A 24392-nucleotide genomic window follows, 5' to 3' on the forward strand; every position below is an offset into this window, starting at 1 on the left:
AAAAAAATGGCTAAAGTCGCGATTAAGTTTATGCTAGAATGAAGTTAATTTTTTTAGTTTGAAAGAGCAAAAATATGACACAAATACGAATTGAAACGGACAGTATGGGTGAAATCGAAGTCCCAGCAAATAAATATTGGGGGGCTCAAACCGAGCGTTCACTGCATCATTTCAATATTGGTCAGGATATTATTCCTCGTGAAGTGACGCATGCGTTTGGAATATTAAAAAAAGCCGCGGCACTCACCAATTTGGAGCTCGGTAAATTGCCTAAGGAAAAAGCTGATTTGATCATTGCAGCAGCAAAGGAAGTCAGTGAAGGCAAGTTGGATGAACATTTCCCACTTCATGTATGGCAAACAGGTAGTGGAACACAATCTAATATGAATGCTAATGAGGTCATTTCCAATCGTGCGATTGAAATGGCTGACGGTGTCTTAGGTAGTAAATCGCCTATTCATCCTAATGATCATGTAAACATGTCACAATCTTCCAACGACACATTCCCAACTGCAATGCATATTGCTGCGGCGCTAGGATTTCATAATAAATTAATTCCTGCGGTATGTGCTTTGCGAGATGGATTAAAAGCCAAACAACAAGAATTTAACGATATTGTCAAAATCGGCAGAACACACTTGCAAGATGCCGTTCCGTTGACCTTGGGTCAGGAGTTTTCTGGGTATGTTGCGCAGCTAGATGCCTGCCTTTTGCGATTCGAACAAGTGTTGCCTGAACTGTATGAACTCGCCTTAGGTGGAACAGCCGTTGGTACTGGATTAAATACTCATCCAAAGTTTGCTGAAAAAGCGGCGGCTCATATTGCTAACATCACCAACCTACCCTTCGTATCCGCGCCAAATAAGTTCGCAGCATTGGCTTCCCATGAGCCGTTGGTTATGGCGCATTCCGTTATGAAAACCTTGGCCTGTGCATTAATGAAAATTGCCAATGATATTCGTTGGCTGGGCTCAGGACCACGTTGTGGGATTGGGGAATTACACTTACCGGAAAACGAACCTGGTTCTTCCATCATGCCCGGTAAAGTCAATCCAACGCAATCCGAGGCCATGACCATGGTTTGTGTTCAAGTTATTGGCAATGATACAGCGGTTTCGATTGCGGACAGTCAGGGTAACTTTGAGCTGAATGTATTTAAGCCAGTTATTATTTTTAATGTGATGCATTCTTTAAATATGTTAAGCGATACCTGTCATTCTTTTTTAGAGTTTTGCGTCGAAGGGTTAGAGGTCAACAAAAAGCAGATTTCGGATTATCTGCACAATTCGTTGATGCTCGTTACCGCATTAAATCAACACATCGGGTATGATAAAGCCGCAACAATTGCTAAAACTGCCTATAAAGACAATACTTCTTTGAAAGAAGCGGCGGTGAAACTAGGATTTTTAACAGCAGAACAATTTGAGGACTATGTGAAGCCCGAAGAAATGATCTACCCTTCTTAATCAATATTGGCGCGGTTATCACATGTAACCGCGCAATTCTTTTAAATAATGACTTATTTTTTCAGCCTGATTGGTAAAAATATACTGTAAATCACGGTTAATTTCGCGATAAAGACTGTATTTGGAGTCAATGAAGCCAACTCCCGCAATCTGATGTGTGTCTCTTAGCTTTCGAACGTATTTATCTCTTAATAACAAGTAATGGCCTAGCACGCCCCCATAGCCTTTTTGCAAGGATAGATTAACAAAACGCTTCACATTATTCTGCTCGGGAACCAGTAACAGCGAATGCTTAGGAAATTGGCTAAGAGGCTCAAAGAATTGCTCATTGAGTGATATGAGATGATAATCCTCACCTGGGCTTAAGTGTTTTAACGCATTCATCAAAATAGTTTCTGATCTTACTGGGGTTTTAAGCTCAATGAACAAATGCATTTGTCCGCTGTAGCGTTCAACCACTTCGCTTAGCATTGGTATTTCAGGCACGGTTTGACGCAAAAAGTCCAAATGGCATTGTGAAATCGTAATCTGTTGATTCCATAATCGGTTTAAGTCCGGATCATGATTGACGACGAAGACTTGATCCTTAGTGGCATGAACGTCAAACTCAATGCCCCAACATCCCAATTCCTGAGCTCTTTCGAACGCCGGCATAGTATTTTCAATTATATTGGCTTGATGAAGGTGCGCGCCACGGTGGGCGATTAAACGGGTTTTTGCAACAGAGACTGGATCGGGTGTTGGTTGTGGCAGGCAGGCAAACCAGTAATCGATTAAACGCTCGATTGCGTTTAGAAATGTCATGAAAAAACCCCATTAAACAATGTTCATACTATAATTTATTTAGATTCTAATTGACAGCCATCCTAAACTTAAGTAATTTAGCGACCATTGCCGAGGTGGTGGAATTGGTAGACACGCTAGCTTCAGGTGCTAGTGGGGGCAACCCCGTGGAGGTTCGAGTCCTCTTCTCGGTACCAAATTCTTAAAATCTATTTTATTATTGCTCAGTTTCGTAGTAATTCTTTAATTCAAAATCAACGTAATTTTCTAACAAAGCTTTGATTTCATGCTCCGTTCCATCATAGCTATCAAGCTCGGTATGGAATTTTACCGGTAGAAATTTCTTTCCCTTTCTTAAGAGATAGGTCGCTGTTCCATGGGCTTTATATTCTTCTTGACTGATTGCAATAATTTTGTATGAAATTTTAAATCCCTTGTAAATGTATTCAGTCACGCGTTGCTCCTCTGCAAGCTATTTATTTTTAAATTTAGCATATGCATGAACAATCTGTTAGTTCCTTTTAATGGTTAGCTCTGTACATGACAGGTTTTTTGTCATGTACAGAGAATGGTTAGTTAAGGGTGGCCAAAGATTCGCCTAATTGAATTCTAGAACCGCTATGAAGGCTTTTTTCCCATTGGATTGGGCTATGGTTAGAAAAAAGCAAAATGACCGTTGAGCCTAATTTGAAATATCCCATTTCTTCGGCTTTTTGAAATTCTGTATCGCTGTAGTTGCCCGAAGGATAAATAAATCGAGTGCGTTTTCTGCAACGTTTAATATCTCCATGCCATGTTGTTCCAATGCCACCAACAACGGTTGCCCCAACTAATACCATAGCCATAGGGCCTAAATCAGTATCAAATAACACCACGAGGCGTTCGTTTTGAGCAAATAAATTTCGAATCACTCGGGTAGTGGAAGGCTGTACAGAAAAAAGCTTGCCAGGAACATAAGTCATTTCCTTTAGCGTCGCTTTCATGGGCATATGAACCCGATGGTAATCTTTTGGTGATAAGTACAGGGTTGCAAATTTTCCTTCAGAAAATAGCTGACTAATCGATTGATCAGACGCTAATAATTTATGGATCGAGTAGTTTCTGCCTTTCGCCTGAACCAACTGGCCTGCTTTTATCTTGCCGATCTCGCTGACATACCCATCCACTGGAGAAACTACAGTAGCGTCGGAGATTGGTCTAAGGTCTGGCTTTAAATGACGAATAAAAAAATCATTAAACGTTGGATATCGCTCAGGATTTTCCTCTACGGCCTCACTCATATCAATGCGATATTGACGAATGAACGCTTTAATTAGACGATTCTTAATCGAGGGTGATCTCAGGTTCGCGAGTAATCCTGCCAAGGTCGTTAAAGAACGCTTAGGAATTACGTACTGTGGGAATGTTTTAAGATGATCTTTGAGCATATAAATTATCCAACCGGTATCTCTTTTATTTTAGCTTGTCTGACTGAGCTTGGCTCATGAATGATGAGGAAAGCTACACAGGCAACGCAACTGACAATCAATGCAGGAACCCAATATCCTTGGGCAGCGCTAGACGCTTGTTGTGCTACGGGCAACGCTAATGCTCCAAAACTAGCCGCCAATGCCCAAATGGTGGATATTCCACGACAACGGTATTCTGCGGGTAACTGTTGGTATAAAAAATAATATAACGAGGCACATAGTAAACCGTTAGCAAGCATATAGCCACAAAGCGCTAGAAGTACGCCCAAGTGTATCCCTTGATGCGTGCAATAAAATAAGATTGGGGCAGTAATAGCAACCGTGATCATACTCAGTTTCAGTAACTGGGTTGCAAATCCTTTGGGACTATATTGTGCAATAGGGATGGCTAATAAGGCTGAGCCCAATTGAGCGAAGGAGGCAATCCATGCACAAGTTATACTGCTCCAAAGCTTTTGGTCGCTGGCATAGGTAAACCAAAAAATATTACACAAATACACCATCACACTGACAAATGCGCCAACGGCCGCAATGTGCAGCATGCCTTGCCAGTGCTGTTGCCATAGTTTTTCATGGGGAAGATGTACTTTATTAATGAATTGAGGCGACTCATATAGTCGTTTACGCAAACGGGAAATCAAGAGCGATGCGAAGCCAACGGCGGCCAATACAATGCGCCATAACCATGGTAAGCTCAAAGATTGAATTCCAGCGGCTAAAGCTCCTCCAACAAACATTCCAAGCGCGCCAAAAGCGGCAACAAAGCTGCCAGCTAACATGGGGTTTCGCGGGTTATGCTCTAGAAGAAAGATAGCCGAGGTATTAATTTCACCCCCTAGGGCCACTCCTTGAGCGATGCGAAACACCAATAATAATCCAGTGGCTAGCACGCCAATTTGAGAATAATCTGGCAAAAAACAAATGCCAAGAGTTGCAATTCCCATCAAACTTGCTGTATGCATCATCGGATTTCGTCGCCCAGTCAAATCTGCCCGGCGGCCAAAAAACCATCCACCTAAAGGCCTAGCAAGATAAGCCGCAGCAAATAAAGCGAAGGTTAATAACAAACTTTGATTCGATGGTGGGAAAAAAGTCGTGGCAAATACAGCTTTGGCTAAATAAAGATAAAGGCTAAACTCCAGCCATTCTACAAAATTTAAAGACAACACAATAACACAGGCAGAACGCTTCATAAAAACCCAACACGGAGTAAATGGCTTGATCAAAAAGAGGAAATTATAAGCGATTGCCTCTGTTTTGAAAACCGATTACTTGGTTCTGCATAGTGTTATCAACGCTAAGTAAACTTATTAGATTTCATTTAACTCAGCGAGTTTTCGAAGAGGTCTTTTAAACAGACTAAGGTTAGAAGTCTAGGTAACAGTGATTAACAAAGGTTGGTATCAACGCTCTCCGTACATGACAGCTCGTTTTTGTCAGGTACGGAGATTAAAACTAAACGTTTCTAATTATTACCCACTAATCTGGTTGCCAGATTTAATGTCTTTATGAATAACACTTTCAAAATTGTTGTTGTCGGGGTTAACCAGTAAATATCCGTTCCCCAATGTATAAGTTAAAGCGCATACTTCTTTACCCTCCCAATGCTCCCAAGTCACGCATAGAGCGCCATTGTCTTTAACGTTCCATGTGCCAGTGTCGGTTTGTGGCTCATCGCCCGTAGGTTTTTTGTTAAACTTGCCCATAGCTTGACCATTTTTGTCAAAATAAATTTGGAATAAAACTGGAACGAGCTCACCGTCTAAATTGGCTAAGGGTACGCTTTTAACGGTATTCCCTTGATAGGTTTTGAGTACTTCTTCTTTTGATAGAGTTGTAAGCGTGTCGGCAAAAGCTGAATAACTAAACAACAAAACAGAAATGGCAATGGCTTTTTTCATAAGGGTGTCCTCTATAAAGTTGAAAAATCGGTGCTAGAGCAGAATCTGCAACCGCACCGAATAGATTTAAGTGTGTCTATTAAATATTCATCTGTTGATCATCGACTTGACTGAAATTATCTTGAGAGTTAATTTGATCCTCTTGCTGATCCATTTGATCTTGATGTCGAGATTTATACATTGGACAATGCACGCCGACTTCAGCAAAGGATGCGATGACGTCGTCTTTGTTTAATTCCCGATCAATGGCCGCTTGAATCACACCGCAAGCTGCAAAATCGTAATAGGCAATTGGGGACCAATAGTTTTGATTGGCATCAACCATCAATTGGAAAGCCATAGGAACAGACCAACCTGGCTTATTCGATAGCAAGTAAAACGCTTTGTTAAAAACCCCGCTCGCTAAATGAACATCCAAATCGTCGGTATAATCTTTTGCATGCCCAATTGAATTTCCATCTTGGGTTGGATCATCCATATAACGTATTGGGCTTCCATCTAAAACAGCTTCTCGCCCCAAGGCCCAGTCCTCACCATCCCAATACCAGGGGTATTCTTGACGGACATAATCTTGCATAGCAATGGCTGCCATATCAGAAAATGCCTCATTAATTGCACCGGATTGGCCTTCATAATACAAACCAGAGTTCAGCTCTGTGAAATTATGGGACAATTCATGGGCGATCACCGATTGAGTTGGTGCGGTCAAAAAATCTGAACCGTTGCCAATGACAATTTGCTGATGCGCTAGAACAAATCCTTGCATTTTTATAGTCGGAATCGCAAACGCATTATCCATTAACCCCAAATGGGTGTAAGCTCTTAATGGAAGATCGTCCGTGCCAATTGGGTTTTCCACGCCATATACTTCATCATACATATCCAGCGTTTTCTGAGCGAAATACATCGTATCGTTCACTGGAGAAAATGAAAAATTTATGGGTCCGGTTGAACCATCTGAATAGTTAATGAATTGGCTTTGCGGGCTGCAAGGATATGAGAACGCTTCGATATTGGCTAACGATTCATTAAATACGCTAATAGGAAAAGCCTCATATCCTAAGCGGTAATTCTCCAAATTAATGACGCGAATATTATCGTTTTGAACGTAACATTTCCCCTCAATCAATTGAACGTCAAACTTTCCTAGCGATGGTAAGTTTGGCAATGCATCACCGTGCTGAAACATTCCAGAGCGATAGGGTAAATTTAACGAGTTTCCACCTAACCCTTGACCAATTTTTTCTTTGCGTACGTCATTCCATTCTTGCAGAATCTCGCCACTATTGGCATCAACGAGGTAATTGGGCGCACTAATTGGATTTTTTTCATTATTGACGAAAAAGGAGATGTGATAAGCCAGATGCGCTTTTTCTTTTTTATCAATAAAAATGACTTTTTCGGTATTTTTAAATTTGATGGGCTCTTTTATTTTAGCCAATATTTCTTTTTCAGCTTCACTTGGGGTTATGCGAGCTATGGTATTGATTACGTCTTTTTCAATTCCTGAAACATTAATTCCTGTCACTTTGGGACTGGCGTTTGCTTCATCTTTATGAAATACCAGTTGGTGCCCCCAAACGGGTAAATTTTTATAGGTAATTTGGTAGCGAACATGCTTTTTATCCGCTTTTGAAGGCTCAATAAGCTCTAATTGGTAATCCGCATCCTTGGGATTATCGATGGTTTTTAATAAACCATGTTTTGTAAACGGTGAGTGTTGTTTTAATTGCGGCAAGGCTTGATTTGAAGAACCCCATATCATTTGTTGCGATGCAGCGACAGCATTTACAGATACGGACAAGGCTAAAACGGTGATACATCCTTTTCTCATAGCGACTCCCTAATTTAAGACCACGTTTCATCCTCCTACAAATTTATAAAAAAAACAACAAATCTATTATTTTTTCCCTCTGTATGGCGTTCAATTGGGTGAGCAGTGGGAAAGTATCCTAAAATAATAATAACGTACTGCATAAATTAATAATGATCTTAGATAGAAAATCCAAGTCTTAAAATTATTAGGGGAACTATGAGTAAATGGGAAAGGTTTTATTCACAACATAGTCATGTCAAGGTCGGAGAGGCCAATTTGGGTACAAGTAGCCCAGAAGGAGACTGGGGTCGTTCGATAGATAAACCGTTTAAAATTAATGGGGTTCCCTTAAAAGATATTGTCACCACATCAGGTAATAAATTTGAAACTGAGGAAGATGTAAAGCGGTTTTTTAAAACAATTATTCTTAAAGATATGGAGATTGGTGAAGTTGCCAAAGATAAAATTGTAGATTATCTCTATAAAAGCTTTCATCAAGGTGGATATATGCGGATTGTATCCGGCCCCTTGCAGAAAATTTTCACAGATGATAGCGGTAATCAACTGCTAAACACTTCCGGACGCCCAGAGGGTTTTGTCCGCGAGACGAATCTTATTACTACCGAACGTGGTTTTAAAATACAAGAACTGTTTACTTCAAAAATAATGATTGCTTCAAATGTTCTAAATAATGATATTTTAAAAAAAGAATGTGCCAAAGACGCCGAGCAAGGGACCAGAATTTTTCCTGATAAGGGAAATGATTTCGTCATCAAGGCTGAGGCAACAATCGATTTGGATTTTTCAAAACGTCCTGATGCTCCTGACATGACAGTGAAATCAAATCGCATAAGCTATGGTAATTCTGTAATAAAATCTATTTTTGATAAACGAAATTTGGGACAAAAAATAGTTGATTTTTTTAAAAATTTATTTAATTTAAATTCGGTGAAAGTTCTTTCCCCAGCCTCAGAAAACAAAGTAACTTTACCAGAAGGAAGAAACGATCCTCCGCAATTACGCTAAATAAAGACAACCGTGGTTGTAATGATCAGAGCCCTTCGATATAAAGTGTATCGCAAAAGGTTTTGCATCATAACAGTGGCCTCTTAGGAATGATTCATGATTCATTTGTTGCTTGTTATTTTGTTGCTAGAAGGGTTTATCACCATCTCTGTTGAAGTATTGACCATTAGACAATTATTGCCTTTCTATGGTGGCAGTGTATTAATCACCAGCATTATCATCGGTGTATTTCTTCTTTTTTTGGCGCTAGGCTATTGGCGAGGTGGGAGTTATAAGCAGGATTTTTTTAAGCAGCTTAGTCGTAATTTTACATTGAGCATGATTTGGATTGGTTTAGGCCTCAGTTATACGTTTGTCGCGTTATTTTATTATGTCGGCGCAATTCTCTTAACATTACCTTTCTTGGTTAGTCTATTTGGTTATCTGTTATTGGCATTAGCCCCAATTGTGTACTGGTTAGGTCAGACCGTACCATTGACAACAAATTTATTTAGCCAGAATCAACGGGTTAGTCATATTAGCGGTCGCGCGTTATTTTTGAGTACCGTGGGTTCATTTCTTGGTGCCTTACTCACCTCATTGTTGTTGTTTCAATACCTTGGGGTGGCTTGGACTGTGGTTATCAATTGCTTGTTGTTGTTCATGTTGGTGATTTATCTTCGTCCATTTAGTGGACGCTCGTTGTTGCATATTTTGTTGCTGTTTGTCGTGATGCTCTTTATTTTGGTCTTGAACGTGAATGCAGAAAGGCTACAGTTTAAAGTGACGAACAATTACGGCAATTATCAAGTGGTTGAAACCGCAGATTTTAGTAGAGTGTTACAAATTAACCAATCAAGCAGTTCCTTGTTAACTCAGGAGATGAACGCGTTTCCGTATATTGAGTTTATCCGAGACGTGTTGTTTCAACAGCTCAATATCAAGCAGCAAGATATTCTTGTTATTGGAGCAGGAGGATTTACTTTGACGGCGGCGGGGACGCATGATAATCGTGTAACCTATGTCGATATCGACCCTGCCATTAAAACGATTGCTGAAGAACATTTCCTAAAACAGCCAATTAAAGGCAAATTTATTGGACAAGATGCGCGTCAATTTTTACAACAAAATGCCAGCCGCTATGATGTAATTTTATCCGATGTTTACAGCCATCAAGCAACCATCCCACCATCGTTGCTAACCAGAGAATATTTTCAGTCGCTCTCTAATCATTTAAAGCAAAACGGTTTGTTATTGGTTAATATTATTGCTAATCCCTTATTCATGGACGCCTATTCGCGTAAAGTATACAACACGATTCATTCGGTGTTTCCCTATTGCACAATCGTTCCTTTAAGTTTCCAATCCACCACCAGCAACGTTATTTATCTATGTCCTAAGCTTTCCCCCGTTGGCAAAGACATTTATACCGATGATCTAAACACAGCGACCATGGATTATTTCAAAAGTCATATTCATTAAATCCTTGTGATTATCTTGGCAGCTGTTGTATTTCACGTTAGGATACTATTTTTTTGTATAAGGTTGATTAAATGGAACAAGTCGACGTTTCTGCTGAGCAAGATATCCAGCAGCAAGTATTGCAACTTAGCTCGTTTTTAAATTCCCGAATTCTTGGCCAAAATGATTTAGTGTCGCGATTATTGATTGCCTTATTAGCAGATGGACATTTGCTGGTAGAGGGAGCGCCTGGTCTTGCTAAAACTCGAGCGGTTAAAGAATTGTCAGAAGGGGTCGAAGGTCATTTCCATCGCATTCAATTTACTCCAGACTTATTACCAGGCGATTTAACTGGAACCGACATTTATCGTCCCGAGGATGGTTCCTTTATTTTTCAACCGGGTCCAATTTTTCACAATTTGGTCCTGGCTGATGAAATCAACCGTGCTCCTGCAAAAGTTCAATCCGCATTGCTTGAAGCAATGGCAGAACGCCAGGTAACGATAGGAGGAAAAACGTATCCCTTGCCTGAGTTATTCTTAGTAATGGCGACGCAAAATCCAATCGAGCAAGAAGGAACCTATCCGCTTCCGGAAGCCCAACTGGATCGATTCTTAATGTATGTGAAAATCACTTATCCTGAAGCCAAGATTGAACATGATATTCTTACCTTGGCAAGAAAAGAAGCGCTTGAGACCGCGTTTTCCGATCACTCTAATGCCTCCAAAAAAACGGTTAAGCCTCTTTTGCAAAGTAAGTTATTTGAAGCGCGCAAGCAGGTTCTTCATGTTCATACCAGCGAACCATTGGAGAATTACATCGTTCAGTTAGTCGTTGCGACTAGAAATCCAAAAGCCTACAGTGGCCAATTACAACGTTGGTTACGATATGGCGCTAGCCCTCGCGCCACGATCGCCCTTGACCGCTGTGCAAAAGCGCATGCTTGGCTTGCCGGAAGAGATTATGTGATTCCGGAAGATATTCATGTCATCGCCCATGACGTACTGCGCCATCGGGTTCTTCTGACTTTTGAAGCAGAAGCGGAAGGGGTTAGTAGCGATGATTTTCTAAATGAATTATTACGATTGGTGGCCTTGCCTTAAGGAAGCCTTATGAGCGACGGAGTGGTTACAGAATTGTCTGAGCTGATTGCATTAAGACGCCATGCTCATTCTGCAAATTATACCCCAGAACGCCGTGCTGTGCGCTCAGGCAATCATTTATCCAAACTTCGTGGTCGTGGAATGGACTTTGCCGAAGTTCGAAATTATCAAGCCGGTGATGAAGTTCGCCACATGGAATGGCGCGTTACAGCTCGCACTGGACGACCTCATGTTAAATTGTTTCAGGAAGAACGCGAACGTCCTGCGATTATTCTTGTCGACTTTAGCCCATCCATGTATTTTGGCACGCGTGTCGCATTTAAATCAGTCGTTGCGGCTCGATTGGCGGCGATTCTGTCCTGGACGGCGATGAATCAAGGTGACAGGCTTGGGGGATTACTGTTTTCCGATACCACTCATAGTGAATTTACGCCAAGAGGCCGAGAAGCAGGGGTGTTACCCTTCTTAGCATCCTTATCTGCCTATACCCAGGAGGCGCCCCGAGCTATCGATCGCAGCATGCCTAAGGAAGGTATTTTAAATCAAGCTTTAGTACGTCTTCGTCGTGTAGCAAGACCTGGGAGCATTCTAGTGCTCATTAGTGATTTTTATCAGGTTGATCGAGAAACAGAACAACATTTAAGTCGACTAAGAGCGCATAATGACATTCTGGCGTATCATATTTGTGATCCCTTGGAGTTATCCCCACCAAACCCCCACCAATATGCCATTACTAACGGTCGGGAAGAAATATTATTTGATACCACCCAACATGCGGTGGAAACAGGCTATCAAACTTATTGTGACCATCGTATTGCAGAACTGCAAGCGCTTCTGAAACGAAATCAGATTCAATATGTGCAAGTAACTAGCGAGTTGGATTTACCTTATCTGGTTAAAACCACCTATCCTAGGAGATCAGCGCATGGCTAGCTCAGCCCCTCAGGAATTAGCACAACTGCGCGATATTCACTTGCCTGAGTCAGTCGGTTGGTGGCCTTTGGCCCCTGGTTGGTATTTGCTTTTTTTTATTCTGCTTCTGGTGATAATAGCGTGCATTTGGGGTTTGTATCGATGCTATCGCAATGAGCGCGCTAAGCATCAAGCATTACGTTTGTTGGATGAATACCAGAGTCAGTATGAGGCCAGCCAAAACAGCAAACTCGCCAGTGCTCGTGTTTCAGAATTACTTAAACGAGTTGCGCTGGTTTATTTTCCACGCGAAGAAGTGGCTGGTTTAACAGGTGAGCAATGGCTTGAGTTTCTAAATAAGACGGGGCAAGACATTGACTTTAGGCCGGTTCAGTATGAATTGTTGGAGTTACCCTACGGAAGAGAAAACGCGTGTAAAAACCTAGAGCCTTTATTCCAACAAGCAAAACGCTGGATTAAGCAACGGAGAAAACCATGTTTGAGTTAGCCTGCCCTTGGGTTTTGCTTGCGTTGCCCTTGCCTTTATTAATATGGTTTTTTCTGCCGCGCGCGCCTCTTCATCTTCCTGCAGCCTTGAAAGTTCCTTTCTATTATGCGGTGGCAGGGATTGTCGAAACAGAAAAGCATGGTTTTGCTAAACATAAGGGCATCAATGTTCTCTTGGTGATTTGGTGCCTAACCCTCTTTGCACTTGCTGGCCCTCGCTGGGTTGGTGAGCCACAACCGATTGCTCGCGAAGGGTATAATATTATGTTGGCTTTAGACTTATCCGGCAGTATGGAATTGACTGATATGTTGGTTCGTGGCCGTCCGGTGAGCCGCTTATCTGTGGTTAAGCATGCCGCTGAACAATTTGTTGCTGAACGAAAAGGCGATAAAATGGGACTTATCTTATTTGGCAGCCGAGCTTATCTTCAAACGCCATTAACCTATGATCGAGATAATTTGTTAATGCGAATTGAAGACGCGACCGTTGGACTGGCTGGCAAAACGACCTCGATCGGTGATGCCTTGGGATTAGCTGTAAAACATCTTCAGAATGTGCCCAAAGAAGGACGAATCATTATTTTGTTAACGGATGGGGTGAATAACTCAGGGGTTCTCTCCCCATTAAAAGCCGCGGAGTTGGCTCGTGCTGACGATATAAAAGTCTACACCATTGGGTTAGGATCAGAAGCGGATCCTCGCGCACTTAACAGTTTATTTTTTAATATGAATGCTGCAGCCGATCTTGATGAGGAGACCCTGCAAACGGTGGCGGAGATCACCGGAGGGCGTTATTTTCGAGCAACGGATATGCAGTCGCTACAAAATATTTATGACACCATCAATCGCCTAGAACGCATATCGCAAGATGAAGAGACGATAAGGCCTCAACATGATTATTATTATTGGCCTTTAGCGATCGCATTAGGATTATTTTTTTATTGGTTAGCTTATGAAGGCGGTCTATTGCCCCGACGATCGTTTCAAACAAACCAGGAGGCAACAGAGTGATGGCAGAGTTTCACTTTCTTAGACCCTTTTGGCTATTGGCGATCATCCCTTTGCTGTTACTGGTAATACTACTATTTCGCCATAAACAAGGATTATTGGCATGGAGTAACGTTTGTGACAGCCATTTATTGAATTACTTGATGAAAACCAAACAAAAAAACAAACGACTAGCCTCAATTGGGATCTTATTTACTAGTGCATTATTGATGATCATCGCGTTGGCGGGCCCCACCTGGTCTCGTTATCCAGTGCCAACCTTTAAGCACCGATTACCGCGAGTTATCGTATTGGATATGTCTAATGCCATGCTAGAAAATGATCTAAAGCCTGATCGCTTAACACGCGCTAAATTTAAATTGCATGATTTGTTTAAATATAAAGACATTGGGCAGTTTGGTTTAGTGGTCTATACCAGTGAGCCTTTTATTGTTTCACCATTAACCGATGACGCACAAACGATTGATTCATTACTGTCTTCGTTAACGGCTGAAATTATGCCTGTGCCTGGACAGAAACTAGAAAAAGGATTGACACAAGCGGCCCAATTGATTACTCAAGCAGGGTATTACAGTGGAGAATTACTTGTTCTTACCGGCTCTCCGCCTTCCCCCGCGGCGATTCATGAAGCTAAAGCGCTCGCAGCGGATGAGATCCATACCTCTGTTTTACCAATCACCGCGAAGACGTCTATTAATCCCATGTTTAAGCAGCTCGCAACCGCTGGTGATGGTGAATTAATTCCTTTTTCCAATACGGTTAGCGATATTGATTCTTGGATTAAAGCAACACGTGATCGGCAACAATATACGGTGAGCTTGAAAAATGATATACCCGTTTGGAAGGATCAAGGCCGATGGTTTTTAATTCCTGCTTTGATTCTATTATTGCCAGCATTTCGACGAGGATGGTTACAGAGGCTTACTACATGAAACAAACTGCGCATCGAATTATTTTGCTGCTGTTAATCATGTGGTCACAGCATGTGATGGCATGGTCATGGCGTGATCTTTGGGTGACTAAAAATCAGCAGGGACAGCGCTTAATGAATCAAGGTCATTATAACGAAGCTGAAGCGACCTTTGAACGAACCGATTGGCAAGCTGCTGCGGCGTATCGTGCAGGAAATTATTCACGGGCCGCTGATTTATATCAATCTCAAAACGATGTTCAAGGTTATTATAATCGTGGCAACGCCCTGGCTCATATGGGAGATTATGAAGACGCAATAGCTGCTTACGACAAGGCTTTAGCGATAGAACCAGATCATCAAGATGCGCTTCATAATCGCAAGGTGATTGCTGATTTGTTAAAAAAAGACAAAGAACGACAGGACAATCAACAACAAAATCAATCGAGTCAAGATCAACAACAGCAGGATCAGAGCAAACAGAACCAGAATAAACAGGGCCAGGATAAACAGAGTCAGGATAAACAGAGTCAGGATAAACAGGGCCAGGATAAACAGGGCCAGGATAAACAGAGTCAGGATAAACAGGGCCAGGATAAACAGGGCCAGGATAAACAGGGTCAGGATAAACAGGGCCAGGATAAACAGGGCCAGGATAAACAGGGTCAGGATAAACAGGGTCAGGATAAACAGGAGCAAGGCAAGCAAGATCAAGACAAAACAGACCGAGATCAGCCAGGGCAAGATAAGTCATCTCAATCTAAAGCGCAAACCCAAAAAACGGATGGGCATACAGGCAAGAAGGCGGCAGCAGATTCGGCGCAACCAGATTCAGAACAAGAACAAGCTAAAGAACAATTGCTGCGGTTGGTACCCGACGACCCCGGTGGATTAATGCGAGAGAAGTTTCTTCGTGATCACTTAAGAAGACAGCGAGGGTGGGATTAATGAAAGCGTATTTATCGGAATTAAAAAGTAAGGTTCATTTTAACCAGTGTTTTTTGCTTATTTTTTTATCCGTCTGGGTCAGTGTAGCTGTCGCTGAGATAACGGCACAGATTAAGCCGGATAAAATTCAATATGGTGATACCTTTCACCTCATTATTACATCGGACGATCAACAACCTGCCCTGCCAAATCTCACGCCACTGCAAAAAGATTTTCGCATTGTTGGAACCGAACGCGCAATGAGTTATACCGTTATTAATGGCCAGCCTAAGTCTATCAGCCAATTTATTGTTCTATTAATGCCCAAGACAACAGGGACTTTAACCATTCCCTCTCTTAAAATTGGGAACCAACAAACGAGAGCATTCACAGTAGAAGTCCGTGATCAGCCAGCAATTCCACCAAGCCAGGATGGCCAACCCGCTGATGGTCAAGACGAAGTCCTGATCAAAACGGAAGTAAGTAAGAAGCGACCATTTATCAGTGAGCAGGTAGTTTTTTCAGTAAAATTATTTAATAGCGGTCGGTTGCTCGATGCCCAATATCAACCACCAAAAGTGGAAAACGCGTTATTGATCCCCTTAGGAGATGCTGACCGATATCAAACCATTGAGAAAGGACGAAATTATGTGGTTGAAGAGCAGCGCTATGCCATTTTCCCGCAAAAGAGTGGTGTATTAACAATTACAGGTCCAGCATTTCATGCGTTGGCTTATGAAGCGATACCTCGACAAATTAATATCCCACCGGCTACCACCCAGTTACAGGTAAGACCAATTCCCAAGGACTTTAAAGATAAGTTTTGGCTTCCTGCGAAACAAGTCTCATTGTCTGAAACCTATGATAATCCTCAACATACGGCCGAGGTAGGTGAAACCTTGACTCGGTTTATTACGATTGAGGCAGTGGCGCTTCCTGCGCAACTGTTGCCTTCGTTAGAGTTTGAAGATAAACCAGATTATAACGTTTACCCAGAAAAACCGAATCTGCGTAACACGATTCGTGATCATGAGCTCGTTGGAACGGCTGAAATTAAAGTGACCTATCTCTTGAATAAACCAGGTCAGATAATCCTACCAGAAATGAGTTTAAGTTGGTTAAATACGACGACGGGTAACACTGAAATCGCAAAGCTTCCTCCCCGGACTATAACGGTTACAGGGGTTGAGAAGGCTAAAGAAACGCTTTCCGACTCCGACCCAACTGAGACGGCTATAGATCAAACACCACAACAACTGGAGCCTTCACCCGAATCTAAAGAAGCGGTTATTGCAGAAGCATCAACCCCTTTGGCTTGGTTTTTAGCCATAATATTTGCCGTCGGATGGATTTTAACCTTAATGATTTGGTGGTTTAAGCCTAAAATTGCTGCAGGAAGCAAAAGACGGCTGGCTATTAAGCGGCTTCATGAAGCATGTATTAACAATAATCCAACTAAAGCACGTGATGCATTGTTGAACTGGGCCTCTTTGCATTGGCCTGATAAAGAGTTCATGGATTTAAATGAGATTGCCAAACAAGTGCCTGATCCCAGGTTTAAAAGGCAAATGAAACTCTTGTCCCAAGCTATTTATAGTCCTGGGAATCAAATCAAATGGCAAGGAAGTGAGTTATGGGTTACTGTGGCCAATTACCGCAAACGAAAGCGTAAAAAGAATAATCGTGATACTTTGCCGCCAATAAACCCTTGACCGTGCTAATTTATTAATTAAAGAGATGCCTCATGGATGTCAGCGACTACATCAAGCAAGATGCCCATAGCCTGGCAGCGCTGATTAAACATAAAAAAGTGAGCGCCCAAGACGCATTGGATTGTGCATTTGCAAGAATGAAAGAGGTAAATCCTTCTTTAAACGCAGTGGTATTGTCTTGTCCTTCTTGGGCCCGTGATCAGTTAACTAAAATGAGTGGCAAGGAACCTTATTATGGGGTACCAATTTTAGTCAAAGATTTGGGTTATACCTTAAAAGGCGTGATAAACACCGAAGGTTCGCGTTTTTTTAAACAGAACCTAGGTCGTGATAACAGTGATTTTATAGAGCGGATGCTCGCTTTAGGATTTGTTCCTTTTGCTAAGACAAATACGCCTGAACTGGGACTGTCTTATGTCACGGAGCCTGTATTGTTTGGCCCATGCCGTAATCCTTATGACTTAAGTCTAACTCCGGGCGGTTCTTCGGGTGGCTCGGCCGCTGCCGTAGCCGCGGGTATTGCACCTTTGGCTACGGCAAGCGATGGGGGTGGCTCCATTCGTATTCCTGCCGCGTGTTGTGGGTTATTTGGATTTAAGCCGACCCCGGGGTTAATGCCATCCGGGCCTTGGGTAGAAGAGCAGTGGTCCGGTTTAGCCACAAATTTTATACTGACCAGACAAATTCGAGATGCCGTCAATCTTTTTCCTCTGTTAACGTCAACGCTGACGATTCACCAAGGGACAGAACCCTTACCCAAGCAGTTAAGGTTTGTCGAACTTCAAGGGGCATTTCCTTGCGTACCTGTTGCTAAGCCTTATCGGGATGTTTTGAATGAATTTATTATGTTATTAACGGATCAAGGGCATTGCGTTAAAACCATCACACTGGAGCTAGATTTAGAAACGATTGGCGAATGTACGCTTCAGCTCATTGCTGCAAATACCTATGCAGAAATCGAGCAACAGGAATACCGTATAGGTCACAAGGTCACCCCAAGTGATTTAGAACCCGTAACTTGGAGGTTTTATGAAAGAGGACGTATGATTACGGCCTCGCAATTAATTGCTGCTAAAAATAAGTTATACCAAATGCTTAGACCTTTGCATGAATTATTCACTAAGGTGGATTTTGTTCTAAGCCCGGCATTAGCACAATTGCCATTGAAAATCGGCCAATTGAGTATGAATGATGAGTTTGAACAATATTTGGAAAAAAATATAGAGTTTTCTCCATTTACGTCCCTCTTTAATCAGGCCGGTGTTCCAGCCATGACCATTCCGGTATGTTATCATAATCATCTACCGATCTCCGTACAGCTTGCATCAGGAAGAGGCATGGATAGACGTCTATTACAATTGGCTTTGCAATTACAGCCATTATTGCCAGATTTTAGTCAGGCTATAACGCCAAGGAGAGAACAGAGTTAAAATGTTTACCCGTGATCGTTCATAAATTTGGCAGGGCGAAAAAGAAAACGCATACATCATGCATTTTGAACGATCACGGGTATATATAAATTTGAGCACGAGTTATAGCCAAGATACCTCCAAGTATCTTGGCTATAACTAACCAACAAGGATGCTGATTGATGCGTTTGCAACCGATCAAATTATTATCAAGGATTGAGAGTCTAAAACAATTCTTTCCCTTTCTAGAATGGCTTCCAGAGCTAAAATATTGGTCCAATTTAAAATCGGATATCCTGGCTGGCCTAACGGTGGTGATGCTTCTGATTCCACAGTCCATGGCCTATGCGCACTTAGCAGGTATACCCGTTTATATGGGCTTATACGCTGCCTTTATTCCACCAATTATCGCGGCGTTATTCAGCTCCTCACGCAGTTTATCTACAGGTCCTGTGCCAGTAACCTCATTGTTGACCGCAGTAGCATTGCAACCCATTGCTGCAATTGGAACGAATGATTATTTAAGTTATTTAGTACTGTTGACCTTCTTAATTGGATTAATTCAATTAGGACTTAGTTTTATTCGTTTCGGGGTTGTGGTCAACTTTGTGTCTTACCCAGTCTTATTAGGGTTGATTAATGCCGTTGCCATCGTTATTGCCTCTATGCAAATTAACAGTTTGTTTGGTGTTTACGCCGTAACCAGTCCTCATTTTTATGAAACCTTTTGGCAGGTAATAAATGATGCTATAGCCAATCCTCATTGGCCGACCATGGCTATTGCGGCCTTATCGTTTATTATTATTTTGGGTGGACGCTGGTTATGGCCAAAATGGCCGCATATTTTATTTGCGGTATTGATTACAACGATTGTGGCTTGGTTGAGTGGCTATGAAAAAACTCAAATCATTCAAGTGAATCAGATCATTAATTTGCCTGTGCAGCAATTGTTAGAAAATTATAAGGCGTACCCACAGGCGCTAGAAGAACAAATTGCTGCGGTGAAAAAGGCGCAAAAAAAAGTTGAAAACACTATTAGAAAAGAAGGACCTAGCGCAGAAGAAACAGATGAAGCCATCAATGAGGCTGCTGAAGCCAAGTGGCAAATGGAGCGCTTAATATTGCGGCACAATTTGGAAACAGCTGAACTGAGCCGATTGCGTTTTCGACGAATGAAGACAGAAAATCTACAAGAAGTATTTTATGTTGATGATCAAATGACTCCGATTGGCCAAGTTGATCCTCGTTCTTGGCGAATTGCTGAGTTTCCTGAGGCAGGATTTTTAAAAATACAGGCTGGTGGTGAGGTCGTGGGTAAAATCCCTCGTGGATTACCCTCATTTAAACCGGTTGTATTCAATTCGCAAATCATGCGCGATCTGTTTATGGCTGCCTTAGTGATCGCTTTGGTTGGCTTTACAGAAGCGATCACCATTGCAAAGCGAATCGCAACCGAAAGTCGACAATCATTTGATACCAATCAAGAATTAATCAGTCAGGGGCTAGCGAAATGCGTAGGCAGTTACTTTCAATGCATGCCAGTATCGGGCAGTTTTACGCGAACTGCATTAAACTATCAATCCGGAGCCAGGACACCATTTTCTTCTGTGGTTGCAGGGTTTGTAGTGATGGTGGTGCTGTTATGGCTGACTCCCTTGTTTTATTACCTACCCTATGCAACGTTAGGTGTCATTATTATGGTTGGCGTATTGAGCTTATTAGACATCAAAGAGATGTGGCGTGTCTGGAAAATCAGTCGTAATGAAGGCATTGTTGCACTCACGACCTTTATTATGGCGCTAGTTTTAGCCCCCCGCATTGCGTTTGCCGTCATGATTGGGATCCTTCTGTCGCTAGTCTTTTATTTATACGAAACCATGCGCCCAAAACTTAGCGAATTAATCCGTGATGAGCATGGAGAACTAGTTGAAGTTACCGACAGTGATGCTGGAAAAACATGTTATTTAATAAGCATCTTGCGATTTAATGGCCCACTATATTTTGCCAACGCGGCTTATTTCGAACATAAAGTTCTCGAGCTTATCAGCGTCAAGCAAAAATTGCGTTATATTATTTTAGATTGCGTCAGTCTTAATCAATTAGATGCAACCGGTGTTGAAACGTTACGCAGTGTTTCTGAAAGGCTTGAAGAGGCTGGTATAGAGCTTTGGTTTACCCGGGTAAGGCGCCCGGTTATGAGGTTATTAAAACGCAGTGGTTTAGTTAAAAAACTGGGCCCACATCATTTTTATAAAAACAATGAGATTGCGCTTGCTAAGCTTTCAGAGCATTTAGGCCCCAAGCACATGAACACATGTCCCTTAGCTAAAATGCCCATTAAAACCAACTCAAGTTAACCCTCATGATAGACAATTATTTATACAAAAAATAAAAAAATAAACAAAAAAGCTCGCTATATTACATACCCTAAGTTATACTAGTAATACTTGTTGTATTGTATTCTGGTAAACATTGTTACACGTGAATTCCCTTCTTTAATACGTTTTAAGTAGTGAACCTAACGAACCAATCGTTCTCCCTGGAATCCCAAAACCACAAGTGTGTGTATAACTTAATTTTTGGAAAAAAGAATGTCTGCTAAAGAAACCGGCCACGTTAAGTGGTTTAATGATGATAAAGGCTATGGATTTATTAGCCGTGATAATGGTCAAGATGATGTATTTGTGCATTTCCGCTCAATTGTTAGTTCAGCAAACCGTAAAAGCTTAGCTGAAGGTCAGCGTGTTGAGTTTATGGTCACCAAAGGCCCCAAGGGTCTGCAAGCTGAAGAAGTATCGGCGGTATAAACCTCGATTTCTCCATACTTCCCCTTGGTTGATTCTATCAATCGTCCAAGGGGAAGTCCTTTTTTCTAACCTAGAGAGTTTAGGTTAAGTTAGTTTTTGCTGGTAAATTCATGTAATCCAGATATAATGGATTTTATCTTATACAAATGCCAGGATGCATGGATGATAAGATTTACGCTCAGTTTACTCGCCTTCATATCAACAACTTCGTTGGCTGCAATTCCAGTTTCGGGTTATTTTGATGCCTCAAGGACATGTCCTGCCTATGTTTCAAAAGAAGAAACACGGTCCCCAGCCCAGTTCATAAGCCCCTCCCAGCGTTACTCCATCAAAGAAATTAACCAACGGTCACCTGAATGGGTTCGCATTGAATTACTGGAAGATCCGAGTGCTTTACGATGGGTAAAAGCGGCTTGTGGGCAACCGCACTATAAGGTAAAAAAACCTACGCCCTGTGATAATAGCCCAGGGCTTGCCGATCACTTTGTGTTAGCACTTAGCTGGCAGCCAGGATTTTGTGAAACCTATGGGTATGAGGCCGGAAAACCAGAATGTTACCAACTTTCGCCTACCTCCTATCATGCCAATCATTTAGTATTGCATGGCTTATGGCCTAATCAGAAAAAATGTGGCAACCAGTATGGTTACTGTGGTGGAAGGAAAAAAAGTCATTTCTGTCAGTATTCTCCAGTTTTATTGACCCCAGAAGTAGCCCAACGACTCAAGCAATTAATGCCTAGTTTTGCGCATGGGAGTTGTCTTGAGCGTCATGAGTGGAATCGTCATGGAATGTGCCATATTTTATCGAGTAACGATTATTTTTCGCAAGCCATGGATCTTACCGAACAACTAACTGAAAGCTCGTTTAGCGATTTTCTGAAAAAACACATTGGCGATGAGATCAAATTGGCGGATCTTACGTATGAATTTAATAATGCATTTGGAAAACACGCCGCAGAAAAAGTCCATTTTGGGTGTAAGAACGGATTGTTAGTGGATGTATACATCACGCTTCCGGCCTTACTTCCAAAAGGAGAATCGTTAGCTACTTTGATCCAGAAGGCCCCAGTTAATCATCACCATGGCGGGTGTCCAAAAAAAGTAAAAATTTCTGATTTTTATAACGAATAGTAGCGATAGAGTTGAAATTCTTGCGCATTACACGAACTTCCTCTAATGTAGCAAGATACTATAACAGGATTCTCATCATGTTAAGACGGTCTTTTGTATTGATTTTTTTGGTATTGTTGACGGCTTGCGCTCATCATCAAACCACCCCAACGACCTTGCCTGCGATCAAGCAAACGAGAGATGTTGGTGCATTTAATCGAGTGATAGTAACAGGAAATATTAATATCAGTCTTCACTCCGGGTACTCAAAACCAAAAGTCATCTTAACTGGCGCAGCTGCTGATTTAGCCAATGTCACAACCACCGTTTCCGGGAGTACATTAACTATTGTTGCTGGAAAGGGCTATCCAAAGTTCGGACCAATCACTGCGAAAGTACAAGGACGTTTTTTAAATCGTTTTGAGTATCATGGTAATGGAATAGTTAAAGGTACGAAGCTTAATTCTAATTTGATTGACCTCATCATCAACAATGATAAGGGAAATACCATTCTTGGAGGCAATCTCGGCGTTCGCAAGTTGAAAGTCACGTCAGGTACAGTGGATATTAGTGGTGTCCGAAGTCATAATTTAATGCTGGATTTAAGTGGAAACGCGAAGCTTAAATTAAGAGGCATGGCCAATGTCACTTCGCTGACTATGGTAGATCAATCTTGGTTAAGTTTTCATTGGGTGAACAGTAAAGTATTAGTCGTTCGTGGCTATGATCAATCCTACATTCAGCTCGCCGGAGTAACGGATAAGCTCGATCTCGAATTATGCGAAAAGGCGCATTTTAATGGACGCTATTTACGAGCAGAACGTGCCTTTGTAAAAACATTTAATAAGGCGCTTGCCGAAATATCCGCTGTGAAACGACAACATACTTTAGCGAGCGATGCTAGTGATATTCATTTCTACAACCTCCCACAAATGAGAACGGATTTTCTAGCCTTTGAAGGCTCCGTATTGGATATGAGAGATTTAAGAATGCCTTTTATCCAAGAATATACTGATTATAATAAATGGGTTCAGATGTAAACCACTCTAACCTACCTGGCCCGATTCATTCGGCCTATCGATCTAGGGTTAACAGTCCCTAATCGTTTTCATCGCTCTAAGTTTTTTTCTCCTGTTCCCAATTTTGTTTTAAGCAAGCAATGATGCGGTCAATATCACCATCCAAAGGTAAAATATGCGCAGAGTTTTGTAGCCAATGGATGTCGACATTCGGAAGTTTGTTAAAATAATCTTCAATCTTATGAGAATCAACCACTTCATCATAGGCCCCTAAAAATACATCCACAGGACAAGTAGGCGGTGAGAATTTGAATTCTTTGATTAAGGTTAAGATTTCAATAATGGTTGCAATCGGTAAATGGCGATAAGCAATTTCTGCAGCGCGATTGGTACGCAAGTTTCCCGCGCGATTACGTAAGTGTTTAAAACCCAGTGAACGCAATAGTTTTGCAAGCGCTATGGCCAGAGGAAGATTTAATCGCAGCGAAAGCGCGGGCGCCAGCAAATAAAGATGATGCAGTGAAAAGCTATTGGCTAAATGGCAGGCTAAAAGCCCACCTAAGGAAAGCCCCATCACATCTACTTGTTTATAATGCTTCGTTAAGTTTTCACAGGAATCCTCAGCAGCACTAACCCATTCGTGGGCTTGGACTTTGGCAAACGCTGCTATATGAGTAGCATGGCCAGGTAACGCTGGACAAACCACGGCATCGTATAAACGAGATAAAGTTGGTATGAGCTCGCGGTAAACTGCAGGAGAAGATGAAAAGCCATGTAATAATAGCAAGGCTCGTTCATGATGTTCCTCATGCCAATCAATCGGGGATAACCATTCCAATTGTTCTTTTGAAAGCGCTCGAATCGCTTTTCCACGCCACATATAACGAAAATCATCGATATTCATACATAAGTACCTGTTACGTCCTGTCGGGTTGTCCATAGTATAACCCAGAAAGGAAGTATGTGATCATAGTCATAGGTTCTAGCAACTATACCCGTGATCTTTCAAAATGCAGGGCGAGAGCACGTGTGATTTTAAATTACCCTATTTGCCTACGTACCGCGCT

The 24392-nt window shown here is 41.8% G+C and carries 22 protein-coding genes and 1 tRNA gene; 16 read left to right on the top strand and 7 right to left on the bottom strand.

Annotation, left to right across the window (positions count from 1 at the left end; genetic code table 11):
* Positions 1–74 precede the first annotated feature (74 nt).
* The gene (gene fumC, locus E1O47_RS03535) at positions 75–1466 is read left to right on the top strand and encodes a class II fumarate hydratase (RefSeq protein WP_133129888.1); all 1392 of its coding nucleotides are present in this window, start codon (positions 75–77) and stop codon (positions 1464–1466) included.
* 18 nt (positions 1467–1484) lie between these two features.
* On the opposite strand, the gene E1O47_RS03540 is transcribed toward fumC, so the two are convergent.
* Positions 1485–2270 carry a glycerophosphodiester phosphodiesterase gene (locus tag E1O47_RS03540; RefSeq protein ID WP_133129889.1) on the bottom strand — a complete coding sequence of 262 codons (786 nt, stop codon included), beginning with the start codon at positions 2268–2270 and terminating at the stop codon, positions 1485–1487.
* Positions 2271–2359: 89 nt separating this feature from the next.
* Here E1O47_RS03540 and E1O47_RS03545 point away from each other — a divergent pair.
* Positions 2360–2446: transfer RNA gene (locus E1O47_RS03545), tRNA-Leu, on the top strand.
* Positions 2447–2466: 20 nt separating this feature from the next.
* On the opposite strand, the gene E1O47_RS03550 is transcribed toward E1O47_RS03545, so the two are convergent.
* From E1O47_RS03550 to E1O47_RS03570, 5 genes are all read right to left on the bottom strand, one after another.
* On the bottom strand, positions 2467–2703 hold the full coding sequence (locus tag E1O47_RS03550) for a hypothetical protein (protein ID WP_133129890.1): 237 nt from the start codon (positions 2701–2703) through the stop codon (positions 2467–2469).
* Between the two features lie 118 nt (positions 2704–2821).
* Positions 2822–3676: an archaetidylserine decarboxylase gene (gene asd / locus E1O47_RS03555; protein WP_133129891.1), complete on the bottom strand. Its 855-nt coding sequence runs from the start codon at positions 3674–3676 to the stop codon at positions 2822–2824.
* Between the two features lie 5 nt (positions 3677–3681).
* A complete protein-coding gene (locus E1O47_RS03560; RefSeq protein ID WP_133129892.1) occupies positions 3682–4911 on the bottom strand; it encodes an MFS transporter in 1230 nt (409 codons plus the stop codon).
* 279 nt (positions 4912–5190) lie between these two features.
* Positions 5191–5619 carry a hypothetical protein gene (locus E1O47_RS03565; protein WP_133129893.1) on the bottom strand — a complete coding sequence of 143 codons (429 nt, stop codon included), beginning with the start codon at positions 5617–5619 and terminating at the stop codon, positions 5191–5193.
* A gap of 79 nt (positions 5620–5698) precedes the next feature.
* Complete coding sequence (locus E1O47_RS03570) at positions 5699–7453, bottom strand: M4 family metallopeptidase (RefSeq protein WP_133129894.1); 1755 nt, start codon at positions 7451–7453, stop codon at positions 5699–5701.
* 198 nt (positions 7454–7651) lie between these two features.
* Here E1O47_RS03570 and E1O47_RS03575 point away from each other — a divergent pair, with 198 nt between their 5' ends.
* The 14 genes from E1O47_RS03575 to E1O47_RS03640 all read left to right on the top strand — a co-directional run bounded on the left by E1O47_RS03575 (position 7652) and on the right by E1O47_RS03640 (position 23346).
* Positions 7652–8461: a hypothetical protein gene (locus E1O47_RS03575; protein ID WP_133129895.1), complete on the top strand. Its 810-nt coding sequence runs from the start codon at positions 7652–7654 to the stop codon at positions 8459–8461.
* A gap of 96 nt (positions 8462–8557) precedes the next feature.
* Complete coding sequence (locus E1O47_RS03580; protein WP_133129896.1) at positions 8558–9922, top strand: fused MFS/spermidine synthase; 1365 nt, start codon at positions 8558–8560, stop codon at positions 9920–9922.
* 71 nt (positions 9923–9993) lie between these two features.
* On the top strand, positions 9994–11004 hold the full coding sequence (locus E1O47_RS03585) for an AAA family ATPase (RefSeq protein WP_133129897.1): 1011 nt from the start codon (positions 9994–9996) through the stop codon (positions 11002–11004).
* A 9-nt stretch (positions 11005–11013) separates the two neighbouring features.
* Positions 11014–11937 carry a DUF58 domain-containing protein gene (locus tag E1O47_RS03590; RefSeq protein WP_133129898.1) on the top strand — a complete coding sequence of 308 codons (924 nt, stop codon included), beginning with the start codon at positions 11014–11016 and terminating at the stop codon, positions 11935–11937.
* Positions 11930–12424: a DUF4381 domain-containing protein gene (locus tag E1O47_RS03595; RefSeq protein WP_133129899.1), complete on the top strand. Its 495-nt coding sequence runs from the start codon at positions 11930–11932 to the stop codon at positions 12422–12424. The genes E1O47_RS03590 and E1O47_RS03595 overlap by 8 nt, the downstream gene beginning before the upstream one ends.
* The gene (locus tag E1O47_RS03600; RefSeq protein WP_133129900.1) at positions 12412–13434 is read left to right on the top strand and encodes a vWA domain-containing protein; all 1023 of its coding nucleotides are present in this window, start codon (positions 12412–12414) and stop codon (positions 13432–13434) included. The genes E1O47_RS03595 and E1O47_RS03600 overlap by 13 nt, the downstream gene beginning before the upstream one ends.
* Entirely contained in the window at positions 13431–14363 is a 933-nt protein-coding gene (locus E1O47_RS03605; protein ID WP_133129901.1) for a VWA domain-containing protein, read from the top strand. Before E1O47_RS03600 ends, E1O47_RS03605 begins: the two co-directional genes overlap by 4 nt.
* Positions 14360–15289 carry a tetratricopeptide repeat protein gene (locus E1O47_RS03610; RefSeq protein WP_133129902.1) on the top strand — a complete coding sequence of 310 codons (930 nt, stop codon included), beginning with the start codon at positions 14360–14362 and terminating at the stop codon, positions 15287–15289. The genes E1O47_RS03605 and E1O47_RS03610 overlap by 4 nt, the downstream gene beginning before the upstream one ends.
* On the top strand, positions 15289–16980 hold the full coding sequence (locus E1O47_RS03615; RefSeq protein ID WP_133129903.1) for a BatD family protein: 1692 nt from the start codon (positions 15289–15291) through the stop codon (positions 16978–16980). Before E1O47_RS03610 ends, E1O47_RS03615 begins: the two co-directional genes overlap by 1 nt.
* Positions 16981–17012: 32 nt before the next feature.
* The gene (locus E1O47_RS03620) at positions 17013–18410 is read left to right on the top strand and encodes an amidase (protein ID WP_133129904.1); all 1398 of its coding nucleotides are present in this window, start codon (positions 17013–17015) and stop codon (positions 18408–18410) included.
* 161 nt (positions 18411–18571) lie between these two features.
* Positions 18572–20746, top strand: coding sequence for a SulP family inorganic anion transporter (locus tag E1O47_RS03625; protein WP_133129905.1), 2175 nt, complete (start codon positions 18572–18574; stop codon positions 20744–20746).
* 234 nt (positions 20747–20980) lie between these two features.
* Positions 20981–21196 carry a cold-shock protein gene (locus E1O47_RS03630; RefSeq protein ID WP_133129906.1) on the top strand — a complete coding sequence of 72 codons (216 nt, stop codon included), beginning with the start codon at positions 20981–20983 and terminating at the stop codon, positions 21194–21196.
* A 162-nt stretch (positions 21197–21358) separates the two neighbouring features.
* Positions 21359–22327: a ribonuclease T2 family protein gene (locus tag E1O47_RS03635; RefSeq protein ID WP_133129907.1), complete on the top strand. Its 969-nt coding sequence runs from the start codon at positions 21359–21361 to the stop codon at positions 22325–22327.
* 77 nt (positions 22328–22404) lie between these two features.
* Complete coding sequence (locus tag E1O47_RS03640) at positions 22405–23346, top strand: GIN domain-containing protein (protein ID WP_133129908.1); 942 nt, start codon at positions 22405–22407, stop codon at positions 23344–23346.
* 76 nt (positions 23347–23422) lie between these two features.
* Here E1O47_RS03640 and E1O47_RS03645 read toward each other — a convergent pair whose 3' ends face one another.
* Positions 23423–24229, bottom strand: coding sequence for an alpha/beta hydrolase (locus tag E1O47_RS03645; protein ID WP_133129909.1), 807 nt, complete (start codon positions 24227–24229; stop codon positions 23423–23425).
* Between the last annotated feature and the right edge of the window lie 163 nt (positions 24230–24392).

Origin of the sequence: Legionella yabuuchiae, from assembly GCF_900640115.1 — a bacterium.
GTDB lineage: Bacteria > Pseudomonadota > Gammaproteobacteria > Legionellales > Legionellaceae > Legionella_A > Legionella_A yabuuchiae.

Bases quoted from the DNA above. Each gene is read 5' to 3' on its own strand.
- E1O47_RS03540 (WP_133129889.1), bottom strand. From the start codon at position 2,270: ATGACATTTCTAAACGCAATCGAGCGTTTAATCGATTACTGGTTTGCC.
- E1O47_RS03620 (WP_133129904.1), top strand. From the start codon at position 17,013: ATGGATGTCAGCGACTACATCAAGCAAGATGCCCATAGCCTGGCAGCG.
- E1O47_RS03625 (WP_133129905.1), top strand. From the start codon at position 18,572: ATGCGTTTGCAACCGATCAAATTATTATCAAGGATTGAGAGTCTAAAA.
- E1O47_RS03640 (WP_133129908.1), top strand. From the start codon at position 22,405: ATGTTAAGACGGTCTTTTGTATTGATTTTTTTGGTATTGTTGACGGCT.
- E1O47_RS03595 (WP_133129899.1), top strand. From the start codon at position 11,930: ATGGCTAGCTCAGCCCCTCAGGAATTAGCACAACTGCGCGATATTCAC.
- fumC (WP_133129888.1), top strand. From the start codon at position 75: ATGACACAAATACGAATTGAAACGGACAGTATGGGTGAAATCGAAGTC.
- E1O47_RS03610 (WP_133129902.1), top strand. From the start codon at position 14,360: ATGAAACAAACTGCGCATCGAATTATTTTGCTGCTGTTAATCATGTGG.
- E1O47_RS03615 (WP_133129903.1), top strand. From the start codon at position 15,289: ATGAAAGCGTATTTATCGGAATTAAAAAGTAAGGTTCATTTTAACCAG.
- E1O47_RS03635 (WP_133129907.1), top strand. From the start codon at position 21,359: ATGATAAGATTTACGCTCAGTTTACTCGCCTTCATATCAACAACTTCG.
- E1O47_RS03585 (WP_133129897.1), top strand. From the start codon at position 9,994: ATGGAACAAGTCGACGTTTCTGCTGAGCAAGATATCCAGCAGCAAGTA.
- E1O47_RS03600 (WP_133129900.1), top strand. From the start codon at position 12,412: ATGTTTGAGTTAGCCTGCCCTTGGGTTTTGCTTGCGTTGCCCTTGCCT.
- E1O47_RS03570 (WP_133129894.1), bottom strand. From the start codon at position 7,453: ATGAGAAAAGGATGTATCACCGTTTTAGCCTTGTCCGTATCTGTAAAT.
- E1O47_RS03565 (WP_133129893.1), bottom strand. From the start codon at position 5,619: ATGAAAAAAGCCATTGCCATTTCTGTTTTGTTGTTTAGTTATTCAGCT.
- asd (WP_133129891.1), bottom strand. From the start codon at position 3,676: ATGCTCAAAGATCATCTTAAAACATTCCCACAGTACGTAATTCCTAAG.
- E1O47_RS03645 (WP_133129909.1), bottom strand. From the start codon at position 24,229: ATGAATATCGATGATTTTCGTTATATGTGGCGTGGAAAAGCGATTCGA.
- E1O47_RS03560 (WP_133129892.1), bottom strand. From the start codon at position 4,911: ATGAAGCGTTCTGCCTGTGTTATTGTGTTGTCTTTAAATTTTGTAGAA.
- E1O47_RS03580 (WP_133129896.1), top strand. From the start codon at position 8,558: ATGATTCATTTGTTGCTTGTTATTTTGTTGCTAGAAGGGTTTATCACC.
- E1O47_RS03630 (WP_133129906.1), top strand. From the start codon at position 20,981: ATGTCTGCTAAAGAAACCGGCCACGTTAAGTGGTTTAATGATGATAAA.
- E1O47_RS03575 (WP_133129895.1), top strand. From the start codon at position 7,652: ATGAGTAAATGGGAAAGGTTTTATTCACAACATAGTCATGTCAAGGTC.
- E1O47_RS03590 (WP_133129898.1), top strand. From the start codon at position 11,014: ATGAGCGACGGAGTGGTTACAGAATTGTCTGAGCTGATTGCATTAAGA.